This window comes from Silvibacterium sp. (assembly GCF_047605705.1).
Taxonomy (GTDB): Bacteria; Acidobacteriota; Terriglobia; order Terriglobales; family Acidobacteriaceae; genus Silvibacterium.
Window position 1 is genome coordinate 46602 of record NZ_JASGFD010000026.1, and the last position, 17922, is coordinate 64523.

The 17922-nt window shown below is 62.6% G+C and carries 13 protein-coding genes; 6 read left to right on the top strand and 7 right to left on the bottom strand.

The genetic code is table 11. The features are described 5' to 3' along the window. Positions 1 to 94 precede the first annotated feature (94 nt). The gene (locus QM649_RS11100) at positions 95 to 1273 is read left to right on the top strand and encodes an acyltransferase family protein (RefSeq protein ID WP_415199107.1); all 1179 of its coding nucleotides are present in this window, start codon (positions 95 to 97) and stop codon (positions 1271 to 1273) included. Here QM649_RS11100 and QM649_RS11105 read toward each other — a convergent pair. Beyond that, complete coding sequence (locus tag QM649_RS11105) at positions 1268 to 1612, bottom strand: STAS domain-containing protein (protein ID WP_415199108.1); 345 nt, start codon at positions 1610 to 1612, stop codon at positions 1268 to 1270. The two genes, QM649_RS11100 and QM649_RS11105, sit on opposite strands and share 6 nt — an antisense overlap. 134 nt (positions 1613 to 1746) lie before the next feature. On the opposite strand from QM649_RS11105, the gene QM649_RS11110 reads away from it, so the two are divergent. Continuing rightward, positions 1747 to 3693, top strand: a complete 1947-nt coding sequence (locus QM649_RS11110; protein WP_415199109.1) for a tetratricopeptide repeat protein — start codon at positions 1747 to 1749, stop codon at positions 3691 to 3693. A gap of 233 nt (positions 3694 to 3926) precedes the next feature. On the opposite strand, the gene QM649_RS11115 is transcribed toward QM649_RS11110, so the two are convergent. Next, entirely contained in the window at positions 3927 to 4259 is a 333-nt protein-coding gene (locus QM649_RS11115; RefSeq protein ID WP_415199110.1) for an STAS domain-containing protein, read from the bottom strand. A gap of 156 nt (positions 4260 to 4415) precedes the next feature. Between QM649_RS11115 and mraY the strand changes: the two genes are divergently transcribed. The 4 genes from mraY to murG are packed head-to-tail and all read left to right on the top strand — an operon-like array spanning position 4416 to position 9180. Next, positions 4416 to 5549 (top strand): phospho-N-acetylmuramoyl-pentapeptide-transferase, encoded by a 1134-nt coding sequence (gene mraY / locus QM649_RS11120; protein ID WP_415199111.1) that lies wholly within the window; start codon positions 4416 to 4418, stop codon positions 5547 to 5549. A gap of 57 nt (positions 5550 to 5606) precedes the next feature. Further along, the gene (gene murD, locus QM649_RS11125) at positions 5607 to 6980 is read left to right on the top strand and encodes a UDP-N-acetylmuramoyl-L-alanine--D-glutamate ligase (RefSeq protein ID WP_415199126.1); all 1374 of its coding nucleotides are present in this window, start codon (positions 5607 to 5609) and stop codon (positions 6978 to 6980) included. Positions 6981 to 7006: 26 nt separating this feature from the next. After that, positions 7007 to 8098: a putative lipid II flippase FtsW gene (ftsW, locus tag QM649_RS11130; protein WP_415199112.1), complete on the top strand. Its 1092-nt coding sequence runs from the start codon at positions 7007 to 7009 to the stop codon at positions 8096 to 8098. A gap of 5 nt (positions 8099 to 8103) precedes the next feature. After that, entirely contained in the window at positions 8104 to 9180 is a 1077-nt protein-coding gene (gene murG, locus QM649_RS11135; protein ID WP_415199113.1) for an undecaprenyldiphospho-muramoylpentapeptide beta-N-acetylglucosaminyltransferase, read from the top strand. Between the two features lie 66 nt (positions 9181 to 9246). On the opposite strand, the gene QM649_RS11140 is transcribed toward murG, so the two are convergent. The 5 genes from QM649_RS11140 to mreD all read right to left on the bottom strand — a co-directional run bounded on the left by QM649_RS11140 (position 9247) and on the right by mreD (position 17920). Continuing rightward, the gene (locus QM649_RS11140; RefSeq protein ID WP_415199127.1) at positions 9247 to 9879 is read right to left on the bottom strand and encodes a hypothetical protein; all 633 of its coding nucleotides are present in this window, start codon (positions 9877 to 9879) and stop codon (positions 9247 to 9249) included. 512 nt (positions 9880 to 10391) lie between these two features. Further along, the gene (locus tag QM649_RS11145) at positions 10392 to 13751 is read right to left on the bottom strand and encodes an Rne/Rng family ribonuclease (RefSeq protein WP_415199114.1); all 3360 of its coding nucleotides are present in this window, start codon (positions 13749 to 13751) and stop codon (positions 10392 to 10394) included. A gap of 453 nt (positions 13752 to 14204) precedes the next feature. Next, entirely contained in the window at positions 14205 to 15305 is a 1101-nt protein-coding gene (rodA, locus tag QM649_RS11150) for a rod shape-determining protein RodA (protein ID WP_415199115.1), read from the bottom strand. Next, entirely contained in the window at positions 15306 to 17402 is a 2097-nt protein-coding gene (gene mrdA / locus QM649_RS11155; RefSeq protein ID WP_415199116.1) for a penicillin-binding protein 2, read from the bottom strand. After that, entirely contained in the window at positions 17402 to 17920 is a 519-nt protein-coding gene (mreD, locus tag QM649_RS11160; protein ID WP_415199117.1) for a rod shape-determining protein MreD, read from the bottom strand. The genes mrdA and mreD overlap by 1 nt, the downstream gene beginning before the upstream one ends. Between the last annotated feature and the right edge of the window lie 2 nt (positions 17921 to 17922).

A 17922-nucleotide genomic window follows, 5' to 3' on the forward strand; every position in this document is an offset into this window, starting at 1 on the left:
GATACTGCCTCAACGAAGCGCAAGCAATACGCGAAAAACTCCGCGCATTCTGCCGTTATGATCGCTGCAATCCCCGCCTTTCAAGGCCTGTCCCTTGCCAAACAGCTCTTCTTCCCGCCTGCCTGGTCTCGATACCTTGCGCTCGTTCGCGATCCTCAGCGTCATCGCCTTTCATCTCATCCCTCTGGAGCATCGCCTGGCCGCCTGGTATGAGGCCGGAGCGCAATTCGGATGGATCGGCGTCGATCTCTTCTTCGTGCTCAGCGGCTATCTCATCGGCACGCAGCTGCTCAAGCCGTATCTGCACGGCAGGCGCCCCTCGATCCTCGACTTCTACCGCCGCCGCGCCTATCGCATCCTGCCCGTCTACGCAGTCGTCACGACACTCTACTTCGCATGGCCGTCCTTCCGGGAGTGGCCTGGTCTTTCGCCACTCTGGGAGTTCCTCACCTTCACGCTCAACCTCTGCATCGACTACGCGCAGAACCCGGCCTACTCGCATGTCTGGTCGCTCTGCGTAGAGGAGCACTTCTATCTGCTGCTGCCGCTGCTCATGCTTGCTCTCATGCGCCGCCCTGCGGCGTGGAAGGCCTGCGGCCTCTTTACCGCCGTCCTCCTCGGCGGCATCGCCGTGCGCTGGTGGTTCCTCACCCACCTGCTGCAACCGCTCAGCCATACCGAGAACGGTTTCAGCATGGCCTATCTCGAGCGCATCTATTATCCGAGTTATTCAAGGCTGGATGGACTCGCCATGGGCGTTGCCCTCGCCGCCATTCGCCTCTTCCGCCCGGCATGGTGGGCGCGGATCGCAGCATGCGGACATGCGCTCCTCGCCACCGGCATCATTCTGACCGGCGTGTCGCTGTACTTATTTGCAGACCGGTTTGCCTCCGTCACCGGAGTTTCAGCAGCAGGAACACTCGTCGGTTATCCGCTGCTGGCTCTCGGATTCACGCTGCTCACGGCCTCGGCAGTAAGCCATGACGGCTGGCTGGCGCGCCTCCGCATACCCGGCGCGGAGCTCGTCGCGACACTCTCCTATGCGCTTTACCTCTCGCACAAAGCCGCCATCCATCTCGACCAGCTCTACCTGCACCGCCTGACGGAGACAGGTCTCACCGTAGCCATTCCGCTCTATGCCGTCAGCTGCCTCGCCGCCGCATGGCTGCTGCATCGCATCGTCGAGCTGCCCTTCCTGCGTCTGCGCGAACACCGCGACCGCCTCAACCTCTCAAGAGCGGAGGCATTGGCCCTGGCCGACCCTGCGCTATAAAGCTTCCGCTGCCTCCACCGTCTCGAGGACCGGGATCAGCGTATCCACATGCGTCAGCTTGAAGAGCTCGATGACACGATAGTTCGGCCCCACCACCGCGACGTTGCCGCCACGGCGTTTTGCCGAAACATAGGCATTGATAATCACGCCCATACCCGCAGAATCCATGTACGGCACGGCGCTTAGATCGAAGATCTTGAGTCGAGACGGCGCATGGCGCAGTTCCTCCTGCACCGCGAAGAAGGTTCGCAGGGTGAGAGGCCCGATGACGCGGAAAATCCGCACACCTTCGCGCCTGTCACTGGCCAGCACTTCCAGGTAGAACGGTTCCTGTTCCATGTCGACGAAGTGTAGGGAGGCATCCCGGCTGGAATATTACAGGAGCGTGAATTCCCACGGCGCGCGGTCAGAGCAACCTACTGGATTTCCTCCGAGAAAGCGCTTCGCCTCTGCTACGATCGCCCCAAACTCCCATGTTCAAGCGCACGGCTCTGCTCTTTCTGTCCCTTGTCGTTCCTTCTGCCTTCGCCGCATCCTCCCAAAGCTGGACCGAAGTCCGCAGCCCGCACTTCACGGTGCTCACCGATGCCGGGGAGAAGCGCGGCCGCCAGCTCCTCGACCAGTTCGAGCGCATGCGCTGGGTCTTCCAGGCGCTGCATCCCAAGGCGAATGTCGACCCTGTCTCGCCGATCCTTGTAGTCGCGGTGAAGAATCAGAAGGAGTTTGCAGTCCTCGAGCCGGAGGCTTATCTCAACAAGGGAAGCCTGGCGCTTGCCGGCTATTTCCTGCGCGCGCCGGAGAAGAACTACATCGCGCTGCGCCTCGATGCAGAAGGCGAGCATCCCTACGCGACCGTCTATCACGAGTACACCCACCTGCAGCTGGGCAACGCCATCGAGTGGATGCCCCTGTGGCTGAACGAGGGGATGGCCGAGTTCTTCCAGAACACGGACATCATCGGCAAGGATGTAAGGCTCGGCGAACCCAGCGTCGATGACATCCTCTACCTGCGCCAGAACCGGCTGATCCCACTCACCACGCTGCTCAAGATCGACGCAAACTCCCCCTACTATCATGAAGAACAGAAGGGCTCGATCTTCTATTCCGAGTCCTGGGCGCTGACCCACTATCTCGAGATCACCGACCGCAAGAACAACACGCACCGGCTGCGCGATTACCTCGAACTGGTAAGCCAGCACACCGATTCGCTCGAAGCGGCGCAGAAGGCCTTCGGAGATCTGAAGCAGCTCCAGAGCCAGCTGGATGGTTATGTCTCGGGCGCGAACTTCTCTTACTTTGTCCTGTCCACGGCGGCCGCGCCCATCGATCCTGCAGCGTTCACCGCGAAGCCGGTGAGCGATGCCCAGGCCGAGGCCGTCGAAGCCGACTTCCTCGCCGACAACGGGCGGACGCTGGATGCACGCGCCATGATCGGCACTGTGCTCCACGACGAGCCGGACAACGTGCAGGCGCACGAGACCATGGGCGATCTCGAGCTTCGCGATGGCCGCACGGGGGAAGCGCGTAAGTGGTACGAGCAGGCCGTCAAGCTCGATTCGCAGAGCTATCTCACGAACTACTACTACGCCACCATGCTCCTGTACAGCAGCAATGAAGCCGATGAGGACCAGGTAGAGAGCTGCCTCAAGGCGGCCATCAAACTGAACCCGCGCTTCGCGCCTGCCTACGATCTTCTGGCCTCCTCCTATGCCCGGCGGCAGAAGAACCTGAGCGAGGCGCACATCATGAATGTGAACGCCGTCGCGCTCGAACCCGGAAATCTGAACTACCGCATCAACGCCGCCAACGTGCTGATGGAGGCGCAGAATCCCGGATCCGCCATACAGGTGCTCGAAGCCGCCGAGGCCGTTGCGAAGACGCCGCAGGAGTCCGCCATGCTGCAGATCCGTATCTCCCAGATCAAGCAGCAGGAGGCCGCAATGCAGGCCAACCAGCAGAGGATCGAAAGCCGCACCATTGCAGGGAACACCGGCCCGCTGCCCTCGGATGCCATCCCCGATGGCGCCACGGTCACGGCTCCCGACGGCAAAGTAGCCACCCGGCTCTCCAGCGTCTCGAATTTCGGCGAAGGCGGCAGGACGGTGGTGATCTCGGATGCGCCGAAGCACCCCAGCGTGGAGGCCGCCGGTCCATGGCACACAGCCAAGGGAGTCATCTCGGCCGTGAAGTGCTCCGATCCAGCCGTCCTCGAGTTCACGCTCTCCGCAGCGGGAAAGCAGCTCTCCGTCTACAACAACAACTACTACCGGATCGAGTACGCGGCGACGAACTTCACCCCGGAGGGCGACATCCATCCCTGCAAGGATCTTGAGGGAATGAAGGCCAACATCCGGTATTCCAAAATCGCCTCAGATAAGACGACGGACGGGCAGGTGGTTTCGATCGAGCTAAGCCGTTAGAGCACGGGACTGACCCATCGAACCGGACGCAGATCTAGACCGCATCCACATAGAGGAGCGCCCCAAACTTGTCATTTCGACCGCAGCGGGACTGTCTCATCGTCCCGCGGAGTGGAGAAACCTGCAGTTCCGCGCGTGCTGGCAAACTGTAGGTTCCTCCGCTCCGCTACGGTCGGAATGACAAGCTAGCTGGTAAAACTTTTGGTTCTGTCATCTCTATCTGTGGATACAACCTAGAGCAATTCCGCCTGCTCCACCGTATCTGCCAGCGGAATCAGCGAGTCCACGCGCGTCAGCTTGAGCAGGTCGAGAACCCGGCCGCGTGTGCCGGCCAGCACCAGCTTGTGTCCACGCTTTTGCGCCGCAACGTAGTACTTGAGGATCACGCCGAGTCCGGCTGAGTCCATCTGCGGCACCTCAGAGAGGTCGAGAATCGTCAGCGGCGATTGCTCGCGCATGAATTCCGCCTGCAGCCGGGTGAAGTTCTGGAGAGTGATCGGCCCGGACGCGCGGAGAACGCGCGTGGTGGCGAAACGGCCCGGGGACACATCGATCGACAGGGACACGCAGCGAAAAACCTCAGTTGCAGTCGTGGGATAAAGACGCCGCCCCCATCATACCGTGCCTGCCGCCGATTCCGGTTGACGGCCTTGAGGCGGGTTCCTCTATCCCGGCGATCCGAGCCGTATGATGTGGGAGGACACCAATTCGGCGGAGGACGCTTGCTTTACTGGCTGCTGTATCAGAAGCTCTATCTCTATTTCCGCCCCTTCCGCATCTTCCAGTACGAGACCTTCCGCACGGCTTTCGCCACGCTGACCGCCCTGCTCATCATGCTGCTCATCGGGCCGTTCGTCATCGGCAAGCTGCGCGAGTTCCAGATCGGCCAGTACATCCGCGAAGAGGGGCCGAAGGATCATCAGAAGAAGGCCGGCACCCCGACCATGGGCGGAGTGCTGATCGTCATCGCCGTCCTGCTGCCCACGTTTCTCTGGAGCAACCTGTCCGATCCGTTTGTGTGGCTGGTGATGGGCTCCATGCTGGCCTTCGGCGCCATCGGCTTTGCGGACGACTACATCAAGGTGGTCCATCGCCGGAACCTCGGTCTGACAGGCCGCGCCAAGATGGGCGGGCAGTTCATCGCCGCGCTCGGTGTGGCGCTGGCGCTCATCGCCATGCAGGAGGAAGGCATCTACTCGGCGCAGATGACCGTGCCCTTCGTCAAAAACTTCCATCCGCATCTGGCGCCCGGCTTTCTCACGCACCTGCCCTTCTGGGGACTGCTCGCCTTCATCCCCTTCGTCGCCTTTGTCGCGCTGGTGCTGGTCGGCTCGAGCAACGCCGTAAACCTCACGGACGGCCTCGACGGTCTGGCCATCGGCTGCACCATCGTCGCCGCCGGCGCGCTTACCGTACTCACCTATGTGAGCGGCCACGCCGTCTTCTCCGACTATCTCGAACTGCAGCGCATGCCGCGCGTAGGCGAGCTGACCATCTTCTGCGGATCGATGGTCGGGGCCAGCATCGGCTTCCTTTGGTACAACGCTCATCCGGCCGAGGTTTTCATGGGCGACGTGGGCTCGCTGGCTATCGGCGGCGCCATCGGCACCGTGGCTGTGGCCATCCGCCAGGAGCTGCTGCTGCCGCTGATCGGCGGCATCTTCGTGCTCGAAGCGCTCTCGGTCATGCTTCAGGTGGGCAGCTATAAACTTCGCAAGAAACGCATTTTCAAGATGGCCCCCCTGCATCATCACTTCGAGCTGCTGGGATGGTCCGAATCGAAGGTGATCGTGCGCTTCTGGATCGCCGCGCTGGTGTTTGCGCTCTTGGCACTCACCACGCTGAAGCTGCGCTAGGGCGTCGACGCAACGTGCAACAATGAGGCTGAATTGACTGGACTCGAACCGAAAAAGATGGAATTGAAGGGCAAAAAAGTACTCGTCGTGGGACTCGGTAAATCCGGGCTCGCGGCCGCCTTGTTTCTGCGCCGCCAGGGCGCGCAGGTCACCGTATCGGATATCCGGAGCGCCGCCGTGCTCGGCAAGGACATCCCCGCGCTGCTCGAGGAAGGCATCATGGTCGAGGCCGGCGGCCACGGCCTGCTCACCTTCCGCCGCCAGGACCTGATCGTCGTCAGCCCGGGCGTGCCGCTCGATACCCCGGAGTTGGCGCAGGTGCGCGCTTTAGGCCTCACCATCATCGGCGAAGTCGAGTTGGCTGCGCGCTTCCTCAAGGGCAGGAGCCTCGCCATCACCGGCTCCAACGGCAAGACCACCACCACCTCGCTCTGCGGCGAAATCCTCGCGGCGGGCGGCCTCAAAACCGCTGTCGGCGGCAATATCGGCCTGCCCGTGATCGCGCTGGTGGATGGCTCGACCGAAGAAGGCTGGTCGGTGCTCGAGATTTCGAGCTTCCAGCTCGAGACCACCGATAGCTTCCGCCCGAACATTTCGGTCATCCTCAACATCACCCCGGATCACCTCGACCGCCATGGCAGCTTCGAGAACTACGTTGCCGCCAAGGAGCGTATCTTTGCGCAGCAGACGCCCGAGGATGCGCTGGTGCTCAACGCCGACGACGAAGCCTCGGCGAAGACGGCTGTCCATGCCGGCGCAAGCGGCCACGGTCCGGCGATCTACTGGTTCAGCCGCAAGCGCGTCGTCCGCCAGGGCGCTTTCGTGCATGACGGCACCCTCTTCTTCCGCTCCTCCGAGAATGCCGCGCAGGAGGCCATCCTCCGCGTCGATGAGATTCCCCTCAAGGGCGGCCACAACATCGAGAACGTCCTCGCTGCTGTCTGCGCAGCACGCCTCGCCGGTGTCGATGCCTCGGCGATCCGCGTTGCGGTCAAGGGCTTCAAGGCCGTTGCCCACCGGCTCGAATTCGTCGCGGAAATCGACGGCGTTGCCTACTACAACGACTCGAAGGCCACCAATGTCGACGCAACCATCAAGGCGCTCGAAGCCTTCCCCGGCGGCATTCACCTGATCCTCGGCGGCAAGGACAAGGGGTCGGACTACCGCGTCCTGCGTCCCCTGCTCCACGAGCGCGTGAAGGCGGTCTACACCATCGGCGCGGCGGCGGAGAAGATCCAGGCCCACATCGAAGGAGCAGCGCCTATCGTCAGCGCCGGCACGCTCGCAGTGGCGGTCGCAAAGGCAGCCGAAACGGCAAAGGCAGGCGAGCTGGTGCTTCTGGCTCCGGCCTGCTCCAGCTTCGACCAGTTCGAGAACTACGAGCAGCGCGGCCAGGCCTTCAAGGAGCTGGTCAAGGCGCTGCGCGGGTAAGCATTTCGTAGCAGAGGAGTAGTGGTATGGCGAAAAGAGTCGGAGTAGACAAGTGGCTCTACTGCGCCACGCTGGTGCTGGTCGTCATCGGCCTGCTGATGGTCTTCAGCGCCTCGGCCGTGATGGCCAAGGAGCGCACCGGCTCGCCTTACCACTACGTCATGTTGCAGTCGGTTTATGCCGCGCTTGGCCTCGTCGCCATGACGCTGCTGATGAAGATCGACTACCGGCTCTATAACCGGCCAAACGCCGTATTTCCCGCCATCGGCATTACCGTTTTGCTGTTGCTGATGGCCTTCGTGATGCACGACTCGCACGGTGCGCACCGCTGGATCCGCCTCGGTCCCATCTCATTCCAGCCCTCGGAGATCGCAAAGCCGGTCATGGTGCTCTTCCTTGCCTGGTGGCTGCAGAGCCGCATGAGCTCCATCGAGGATATTCGCAGCACGGTGCTGCCCGCGGTCGTTCCCAGCCTCATCTTTATTGCTTTGCTACTGAAGGAGCCCGATCTCGGCACCGCCATGGTCTGTGCCGGCGTCACGGCACTCATGCTTTATCTCGCGGGCATGAATTTTAAGTATCTCGGCTATGCCGCGCTGGCCGCCGCTCCGGTGCTTTACTTCATGCTCTTCCGCGTGGCGTGGCGACGCGAGCGCATCCTGGCTTTCCTCAATCCGCAGGCCGATCCGCTGGGCAAAGGCTTCCACATCATCCAGTCGCTGATTGCCGTCGGCACCGGGGGACTGCGTGGCGTCGGCTACTTCGAAGGCAAGCAGAAACTCTTTTACCTGCCTGAGCCGCACACCGATTACATCTTCGCCAACGTGGCCGAAGAGCTCGGCTTGCTGGGATGCCTGCTGGTCATCGGACTCTTCGTGCTGCTCGGCTACCGCGGCATGCGGGCAGCCATCCTCTGCAAGGACCCGTTCGCGCGCTTCCTCGCCTTTGGCGTTACGGCCACGCTGCTCATCCAGGCCTTCTTCAATATCAGCGTCGTGCTGGCGCTGGTGCCCACCAAGGGCATTACGCTGCCTCTTATCTCCTACGGGGGCACCTCGCTGTTTATCGAGCTCGCTTCGATCGGCGTGCTGCTGAACATTACCCGCGAAGTGGACTAGTTTTTATGCGAATTCTCATCGCCGGTGGTGGCACCGGCGGACACATCATCCCTGCTCTCGCCATTGCCGACGAGCTCAAGTCTCTTTATGGCGCAGAGATGCTCTTCGTCGGCACCTCGCGCGGACTCGAATCCAAGCTCGTCCCGCAGGCCGGATATCCGCTCGAGCTGATCCAGGTCGGTCAGCTCAAGAATGTTTCCCTGATTACGCGCCTGCGTACCCTCGCCGACCTGCCGCTCAGCGTCCTGCACTGCCGCGGCCTGCTCCGCCGCTTCCGGCCCGATGCCGTCGTCGGCGTCGGCGGCTACGCTTCGGGACCGGCGATGGGCGCGGCCGTACTCTCCGGCATCCCTACGCTGGCCTTCGAGCCGAATGCCTTCCCCGGCCTCGCCAACCGGCTCGTCGGAAAGCGCGTCTCGGCGGCTGCTGTAAATTTCGCCCCCGCCGCAAAGTTCTTCCGCAACGCCGAGATCACCGGCATCCCCGTCCGCAAGGAATTCTTCGCCCTGCCGCCGCGCCCCGAGGGCGCACCGCCGCACCTGCTCGTCTTCGGCGGAAGCCAGGGCGCGCGGGCGCTGAATGCCCTCATGCCGAAGATCGCGGCGCAACTGCTCGCTGCTGTACCTGAACTCACGATCCTGCACCAGACCGGGGCACGCCACGCCGAAACCACTCTGGACGCCTACCAGCAGAGCGGCGCCGATCCGGCGCGCTGGCAGGTGGCAGCCTTTCTGGATGACATGGGCGCCCGCTTCGCCGCAGCCGATCTCGTGCTTGCGCGCAGTGGTGCCAGCACCGTCGCGGAGCTGGCCGCCGCGGGCAAGCCCTCCCTGCTGATTCCCTTTCCTCAGGCCGCCGACGATCACCAGCGCAAGAACGCCGAGGTGCTGGCATCGGCAGGCGCGGCAGAGATGCTGATCGAGGCCGAGACCACGCCGGAGAGACTCTCAGACTCGCTCACCAGGCTGCTCGGCGATCCGGCTCGTCTGCGCGCCATGTCCGCGACGGCGCGGACGCTGGCCCATCCGGACGCAAGCGAGCGGATCGCCCGCATGGTCGCCCGCATCGCCGGTAAAGCGTAACTTCCGCTCCAGACGCAAAAAGGCCTGTCCCGAAGGACAGGCCTTTTCGATTCGTGCGGGCGAAACTTACCGGTGTCCGCCGCCACCACCGCCGTGGAAGCCACCGCCACCACCGCCGCCGTGGAAACCGCCACCGCCGCCGCCACTGAAGCCACGGGCACCGCCGCTGAATCCACCGCGGGCTGCACCGCCACCGCTGAAGCCACGTGCGCCGCCGGCATACCCGCCGCCTACGCCACCACGATAGCCACCGCCGGCGTAAGCGCCGCGAGCGTAGTTTCCAAAGCCGCCGCGGTTGTAGCCGCCGTAGCCACCACGGCCATATCCACCGTAGCCGTATCCACCACGACCGTAACCGCCGTAGAAGCCGCGACCGTAGCCGCCCCAGCCGAAGCCTACGCGGTTATAGCCCCAACCCCAGCCATGGCCATACCAGCCGCGATACCACGGGCCAGCGCCGATGAAGACGCCGCCGACAAACCAATCCGCGCCGTAATAGCCATAGGGGGCGCAGGCATACGGGTAATAGGAGTAATAACCCCATTCGCACGCTGGAGCCGCATAGACATCCACCGGCGCAGGGTAACCGACATAGGGCCCGACACCGATGCCCACCGCAATTTGTGCGTTTGCCGCCGGTACCAAAGCCAGGGGCAACGCCAGCAACATCATCAAAGCAACAGAGCGCAGGATGCGCATTTCACTCACCTCCCCGCCGCTCCCTTACTACCATCTACTTCCAGGAGGACGCGGCCATTATCGGTCCGTCTTTGCTCGTTCCGCCGGACCATCCGGCCTATCTCATATAACAGTAGATGCCCGGGAAAGTTGCGAGGTAGCTGCTTTCTGTGCTTTCGATTTTTGTTGCCTGGCGGGTGTGTACGGATCGCACATCCGCCTCCGCTATCGGGAATCGCGATGGGGGCTGCTCAAGGCTATGAAAATAAAGCTTCCTGGCGCTCTTTGCCGGGATACTCCGGATTTCGGCAGGAATGGGTGGGTCGTCCAGGCAGGAATATTTCCATCTCCAAATTGTTTGTCATGTGAAATACCTGGAACGCGCAAGGCTTCATTCCCTTCAGACTGAGGCCCATCATCCTCAAAAAGCAGAACCCCGCCCGGCTGATGCCGGACGGGTTCTTTTTCTGCCGCACCAAAGATCGCGGCCAAAGGGAGCGGAGGCCTAAGGCCATTCGCCCTCCGCGCAGGAGCTAGTGGATGTCGAACTGCTCGGGGTGCAGCGCCGGGTCGGACTTGATGATGATGGTCCGGCCGATCAGCTCTTCCATCTCATTGATCCACTTGGCGTTGCTGGCCTTGAGCGTCTTCACCACTTCCGGATGCACACGCAGCATCACATCGCCGCGCTCGAAGTGCTTGTTCATCTTGCGCAGCTCGATGTAGATCTCGTTCGCGACCGTCGTCGGGCTCTTGACCATGCCGGTGCCGGTGCAGATGTTGCAAGGCACAGACAGGGTGCGCTCGAGCGACTGCTTAACGCGCTTACGGGTGATCGCAACCAGGCCGAAGTCATTGAACTGCAACACCTTCGACGGGGCACGATCGGCCTTGAGAGCCTCTTCGAGCGCGGCCATCACCTTGTGGCGATTCTTGCGCTCGTCCATGTCGATGAAGTCGATCACGATGATGCCGCCCAGGTCGCGCAGGCGAATCTGGCGAACGATCTCCGGGATGGCGTCGAGGTTCGTCTTGAGGATGGTGTCCTCGAGGCGCGCCGTCTTGCCGACGTACTTGCCGGTGTTGATGTCGATGGCCACCAGCGCTTCGGTCTGGTTGATGACAATCGAGCCGCCGGACTTGAGCCACACCTTGGACTTGAGCGCCTTCGAGATCTCGTCCTGGATGCCGAACTGCTCGAACAGCGGGGTTTCCTTGCTGTAGAGCTTCACGCGGCGCACCAGCGAGGGCTGGAAGCGGTTCAGGAAGCGGACGATGCGCTCGTACTCGACTTCGTTGTCGACCCAGATGGCCGAGAAGTTGTCGCTCACCTGGTCGCGCAGCACGCGCTCGACGAGATTGAGGTCGTGATAGATCAGCGCGGGAGACTTGCTGGCCTCTTCGCGCGACTTGATCTCAGTCCACAGGCTGATCAGGAAGCGCAGGTCGGCGCGGAGTTCCTCTTCGCTGGCGCCATCGGCGGCAGTGCGCACGATGAAGCCGCCCGAGGCCTCGCCCTTTTCGCTGATCAGAATCCGCTTCAAGCGCTGGCGCTCTTCGTCGGACGAAATCTTGCGCGAGACACCGACGTGGTTGACCGTCGGCATGAAGACCAGGAAGCGGCCCGGCAGCGCAATGTGGCTGGTGATACGCGCGCCTTTCTTGGCAATCGGCTCCTTGGCGATCTGGACCAGGATCTCCTGCCCCTGCTTCAGCAGGTCGGTGATGATCGGCAGGTCGGTCGTCTGCATGGACTGGCGACCACGGCCACCCTGGCGGCCACGGTTGTTTCCACCCTGGCGACCGCGTCCGCGACGGTTATCGCGGCGGCCACGGCGCTCGTTCTCCTTCCGCTCGCCACCCTGCTCGGTCGAACCAGCTTCCGCCTCAGGCTCTTCGCCTTCCTCTTCCTCGCCCTCTTCTTCGATCGCAATCTCGCCGTACTCGGCTTCGTCTGCGTCTTCTTCCTCGATCTCCGGCTCACCCGAGAGACGCTGCACCAGGTGCGCGTCGCGAACCAGGTCGCCGATTTCGGCGCCGGACTGCTCGAGCGTCTCTTCTTCCAGATCCTCGGCGTCGTGCTCGTCGTGGTGCGCGTGGATCGGCTCGAAGTCGAACTCGTCCTCGTCGATCACCTCTTCTTCGAGCACGCCCGCGCCCGGCGTAAAGCCGAAGGGCGTCTGCGCAGCGGCCTCGGCGGCTTCATGCGCGGCGTCCGCAGCAGCTTCGTGCAGCGACTCCTCGTGGGAGTGCTCGTGATCGTGACCCGCGTGATCGTGATGCTCATGCGCACCCTCGACCACCAGGTCGGTTTCCTGCTCCGACTCCTGATATTCGGAAGCGGGCTCATCCTCTTCGCTGTCTTCTTCCTGGTACTCGACCTCGATCGCCTGTTCCGCCACTTCGGCAGGAGCAGCTGCGACTGCCTCGCCCGCCTGCTCGACGTACTCCACCTCTTCGGTCTCAAGCTCCGCATGCGCGGCCTCGAGCTCGACATGCGCTTCGGCCTCCGTCGCTTCTACCGGGTGTGCCTCTTCGTCCACGCTCGCGATACGGAATTCGCTGGGCGCAGCAGGATCGACACGGAACGACGCCGAACCACTCTCCGGCTCGAACTCGTGGGTCTCTTCCTCGTGCTCGATCTCGGCTTCCGCCAGCGATTCGGCGACCTGAATCTCGGCGACTTCCGGCTGCTGCTCTTCGACGACAGACCCAGCGGCCGAAGCCTCTTCCTCTTCATGCACCAGCGCTACCGGCTCGGTAACGGCATGGGCTTCGGGAACGGCTTCGACAGTAGCTTCGGGCTCGGCGGCAGGGACGACCGCCGGACGATCCGCGTCCTGCTCGGCCACTTCGATATCGGCAACCGGCACCGCATGCAGAGCCTCGGCGAAAATCTCGTCAGCCTGCTGCTCAATTTCCTTCTTGTCCTCTTCGGTAACCGGCGCTTCCACCGCGGGCGCGGCCTCGGCAGCGGGCTTGCGCACCGAGCGCGACTCGCCCGGCAACAGGAAGGAGCTGCCATCCCAAGCAATCTCGGCATCGATCAGCGTCGAGGGCTTGGGCGCAACATAGTTCACCTTGAAGGCAGGCGCGGCCTTGGCCTCAACCTTGGCTTCCGTCTTCTCCGCAGCGGGAGCAGGCGTCATGCCATACTTTCCGAGCGATTCGCCGGGAAGCAGGATGCGGTTGCTGGCGGGAATTCCGCCCGGAGCGCCATGCTCGGGCAGGATCACCGACTCTTCTTCGATTGATTCCGCTACGGCTTCGGGCGACTCGATTTCGATGGCCGTAATCTCGCCCGGCTCAGCGGCCTGCTGTTCCGTCTGACCTTCGCGACCACGGAAACCGCCACGGCGGCGGCCACGGCGGCCACGCCAGCGACGCGTACCGGAGGGCGACTCTTCGCCTTCATCTCCCTCGCGGCCTTCCTGCGGGGAAACAGCCTCGACTGGCTGGGCTTCGAGGACAATTTCCTGCGGCTGCTGTTGCTGCTGGCGATTGCGGCCTTCGTTTCTGTCACGACGGCCACGACCTTCGCGGCCCTCCCGCTGCTCGCTGCGCGATTCCTGACCTTCTTCACGAGCTTCACGGGGCTCGCTCTTCTCGCGGCGTCCCTGCTGCTGGCCGCCACCTACGCGGTCGAAGTCGGCTCCGCCATCCTGCTCCTCGAGGAAGTCGGTGACGTAGAGGAAGGCATCGCGCTCCAGTCCGATGTCGACAAATGCCGACTGCATGCCCGGAAGCACGCGCGTTACCTTGCCTTTATAGATGGACCCCGCCAGGGTGTATTCGTTCTCACGCTCGTAGTAAATCTCGGTGAGTTCGTCGTTCTCGATGATCGCCAGCCGCGTCTCATGCGGCGTGCTGGTAATGCAAATTTCCTTTGACATGCTGCCTCTCTGGCTTCACGGAGTCTTCCGTGAAGCAACGGCGAGACAGATCAGAGCGGAGACCCGGTAAGGATCGGGGACGACGGAGGCATTGCCGTTTCGAAGAAGATTCTTGGCGTGAGGAACTGCCGCCCGGCCCGGAGATGCACCCGGAGATCAATCCAGGCGCCCGTCGGGGGCTCACTCGAGAAACCAACTGTCTTACGGAAGACTTCCTGGCGCAGAGAGTTTGTGACCGCTTCAGCCAATTCTTTTGGCGGGGCCGTTACCCGTCTCCGTGCGCTCATTCCTGATCCTGCCCGGCCCGGTAATCTGCCCGGCCGGCTGAAGTTAAAAACCTTAAAAACCTGTTCTTGCCCTCCGCCCCGGCTTATCCGAAGCCGCGAACGGAGCCTTGCACCAAGCTTCCCATGCGGCAGCAGCGGCTCAAATGCCGCGCTGCGGGCCGGGGACTCAGTTCACGAAGCGGCTCATACGGACATTCATGACCATGCCCAGAGCGAGAAACGTGAACAGCACCGACGATCCTCCGTAACTCATTAACGGGAGAGGAATCCCGGTGACCGGCATCAGCCCGAGAACCATTCCGACATTGACCGCGATCTGGAAGATCAGCACGGCCACCACGCCCATAATCATGAACGTGCCTGGGAGGTCCGAGGCTGTCTGTGCGTTTTGAATCAAACGCATCAATACCAGAAAGTATAGCAGCAAGACAAGGACACAACCCACAAACCCGTGCTCCTCGGCAAAGGCCGCGAAGATGAAGTCCGTATACGGGATAGGCAGGAAGTCGCCCTGCGTCTGTGTGCCCTTGAGCGCGCCGCGCCCGAAGACGCCGCCATCCCCCACCGCAATCAGCGACTGGCGAATCTGGTAGCCGCCGCCCTTGGGGTCGGCATCCGGGTTCAGAAAGCTGGTCAGGCGAGCCTTCTGGTAAGGCTTGAGGATCTTCGAACTGGAAAACGCGACACCCACCAGCAGCAGACCGGAGAGGATCAGGATCGCTGCTTTTTTCCAGTCGATACCGCCCAGAAACAGCCCGGCCAGCAGGATCGGCGAATACGTCAGCGCTGTGCCGAGATCCGGCTGCTTGAGCACCAGCAGCATCGGCACGCCCACCAGCGCCATGGCCTTGAAGATGTCGCCCCAGGTCAGCTCACGGCCGACCAGCCCCATGAAATACCGGGTAACCGCCACAATTAGAACGAGTTTGACCCATTCCGACGGCTGAAAGTGGATGCCGCCCGGCAGCTTGATCCACCTGCGCGCGCCCAGCACCTTGGTGCCGACCGTGATGACCGCGATCAGCGACAGCAGGAAGAAGCCGTAGACCCAATGAATAATGTCCAGCAGCCGGTGGTAGTCGATGGCGGAAACCACAAACATGGCGACGAGGCCGCCCAGGATCCACAGGATCTGCGACTTATAGAAGCCGACGAACTTTGTGTGCAGGGTTGCCGAGTAGATTTCGAAAATGCTGATGATCGACAGCAGCAGGACGAATCCCAGCAGGGTCCAGTCGAAGTCACGAAAAGAAAGAAAGCGCCGCATTTACTTCACCGCCTCCGCCAGCGCATTGGCCGCGACCGCGCCCTTCGGGACTTCCGGAATATTCAGGAAGAAATGCCCCGCAAAGGCCGAATCCGAGTCTCCCGGCTTCGCGTGCGGATCGATCGGCCTGCCGCCAAGTCCGGTGGGATCGTTCGGTTGTGACCACACCGCGCCAACCTCGACCGGCTGCGGCGTCTGCGCCACGAGGTTGTGGTCAAGACGGCGCTGCTTATCGACGTACGCCTCGATGACCTTCGCCGCCAGGTGCGCGGAGCCCGAGCCCCAGCCGCCATGCTGCCAGAAGACCGCCACGACGATATCCGGATTGCGCCGGGGAGCCATGCCTACAAACCACGCATTGGCGCGCTCACTCTTGATTGCCGAAACGCTCGTCGCGCCCGCGCTGTGGTTCACAACCTGTGCCGTACCGGTCTTGCCTGCGAAATCAATGCCCTGCAGGTGCGAGGCATAAGCCGTGCCGCCCTTGCTTCCATCCGTGGTCGCCGCCATGCCGTCGGTGATCGTCTGCCAGTTTGCTGCGTCCATCGGAATCGTCGTGTCCCCGGTGCCGGGGAAGGAGTCGGCAATCGCCTGCCGGTACTCTTGCGGCAGCTCATCCGGGAAGACCACATGAGGGCGCTTGAATACGCCGCCCGAGGCGATGCCACCAAGCGCGCGCGCCAGCTGGATCGGCGTCGCCGCCACCGCACCCTGCCCGATGCCGACCGAAACGGTCTCGCCTGCGAACCACTTCTCATGAAAGGTCTTGAGCTTCCAGGCCGTCGATGGCATCACGCCGGTAATTTCGTCCGGGAGATCGATGCCGGTCTTCTGGCCGAAGCCGACCGCGTGCGCATAGTGGGCAATCGTGTCGATACCCAGCTTCACCGCCAGCGTGTAGTAATAGGTATCGCAGGAAAGCGGAATCGCATTATGGATATCCACGGCGCCGTGATGGTGATCGCAGCCGTAGAAGTGTCCATAGAAGGTCGCGCCGCCCTGGCAGTTCACCTTCAGATCCTGCGCCACGTTCTCCTGCAGACCGGCCAGCGACATGAGGATCTTGAAGGTCGAGCCCGGAGGCGACTGCGCCTGGATCGCCTTGTTCAGCAGCGGGTGATCGGGGTCGGTAATGAGCTTGTTCCACTCGTCGCGGCCGATCTTCACAGCAAACTGGTTCGGATCAAAGGTAGGCCGGCTCACCATGGCCAGCACCTCTCCGGTGTGCGGATCGAGCGCCACAATTGCGCCTTCGCGGTCGCCGAGCGCGTTTTCGGCGGCGCGCTGGATGTCCATGTCGATGGTCAGCTTCAGGTTCTTGCCCGGCACAGAGCGCTCGGTGCCCAGCTTGCCCACCTCGCGGCCGTGGCTATCCACCAGCACATCGCGCGATCCGTCCTGTCCGCGCAGGATCGCATCGTAGGACTCCTCGACGCCGGACTTGCCGACGACGTCGCCCGGCTCATAGTAGGCATAGCGCGGATCGTTCAGCATCTCCTCGCTGACTTCACCCACATATCCGATCAGGTTCGCCGCGAAGCCGTCCTTCGGGTAGAGGCGGCGCTGCTCATCGACGGTCTCGAGCTCCGGCATTTCGTCCCGGTGCGCTTCGATGAACTCCTGCTCGTCCGGCGTGATGTCCTGCTTGAGCGGCAGCGGCTGATACTTCGGGGCGGTACGGTATTTCTTCAGAATCGCCTGGATGTCCTCGACCGTCATGTGCAGGCCGCGGGCGATCAGTGGCAGGTCGGGGTCGAGGCTATGCCCCTGCTCGCGCACCAGGAAGGCCGAAACCGAAGGATAATTGTCGACCAGCAGCCGGCCGTCGCGGTCAAAGAGCTGTCCGCGCGGGGCGAGGATCGGGACCTTGCGGATACGGTTGGCCTCGGCCAGCGCATGCCAGCTCTCGGCGTTGACGATCTGCAGACGCCACAGCCCGAAGATGAGCACCGCCATCACGATCACGATCACATACTGAAAGACCGTCAGCTTGATGGAGGGAAGATCGGCTTCCGTGGCCAGCAGACTGCGCGCATCCTGCTCGGCGCTGGGATTGCGAAAACGCTGCCGGCGGAAGATGTCGATGAGCGGCTTCATTATTCCTGCGACCTCGTGCGGTCGAGAAGCGCGAACAGAACCACGGCAACCACCGCGTTGATCGCCGCGCTGATCAGCTCAAGAATCCAGTTCCACCCCATGGGGCGAGCCAGCATGTGGCTCATCAGCACCCAATCGATGCCATTGTGCAGGAAGACAAAGCAGAATGTCAGCAGCAGGCGGCTGCCATGCGCATCGGTATCAAGCTTCGCGCCCACCGAGGCCGCGAGATAGCCGATGAAGGACTTGGCCAGGCCAAAAACGCCGATCGGCTGATGCGTAAGGGCATCCTGCAGGATGCCGATGACCATACCGCCCAGCGTCGCGCCCACCGGGTTGCGGCGCGCGGTGCCAAAGTAAACCACCACCAGCAGCGGCAGATCGAGCAGGCCGAAGTGTGAAAAGTGCAGCGTGACCAGCGACTGCAGCCCGAGAGCCAGCAGCGGCAGCACCAGGTATACCCAGATCGGAAGAGTCTGTTCATCGGCCTCACGCCGCGTCGATGCCATCAGCGCCATCG

Bases quoted from the DNA above. Each gene is read 5' to 3' on its own strand.
- mreD (WP_415199117.1), bottom strand. From the start codon at position 17,920: ATGGCGCTGATGGCATCGACGCGGCGTGAGGCCGATGAACAGACTCTT.
- murD (WP_415199126.1), top strand. From the start codon at position 5,607: ATGGAATTGAAGGGCAAAAAAGTACTCGTCGTGGGACTCGGTAAATCC.
- QM649_RS11140 (WP_415199127.1), bottom strand. From the start codon at position 9,879: ATGCGCATCCTGCGCTCTGTTGCTTTGATGATGTTGCTGGCGTTGCCC.
- ftsW (WP_415199112.1), top strand. From the start codon at position 7,007: ATGGCGAAAAGAGTCGGAGTAGACAAGTGGCTCTACTGCGCCACGCTG.
- QM649_RS11110 (WP_415199109.1), top strand. From the start codon at position 1,747: ATGTTCAAGCGCACGGCTCTGCTCTTTCTGTCCCTTGTCGTTCCTTCT.
- murG (WP_415199113.1), top strand. From the start codon at position 8,104: ATGCGAATTCTCATCGCCGGTGGTGGCACCGGCGGACACATCATCCCT.
- QM649_RS11145 (WP_415199114.1), bottom strand. From the start codon at position 13,751: ATGTCAAAGGAAATTTGCATTACCAGCACGCCGCATGAGACGCGGCTG.
- QM649_RS11105 (WP_415199108.1), bottom strand. From the start codon at position 1,612: ATGGAACAGGAACCGTTCTACCTGGAAGTGCTGGCCAGTGACAGGCGC.
- mrdA (WP_415199116.1), bottom strand. From the start codon at position 17,402: ATGAAGCCGCTCATCGACATCTTCCGCCGGCAGCGTTTTCGCAATCCC.
- rodA (WP_415199115.1), bottom strand. From the start codon at position 15,305: ATGCGGCGCTTTCTTTCTTTTCGTGACTTCGACTGGACCCTGCTGGGA.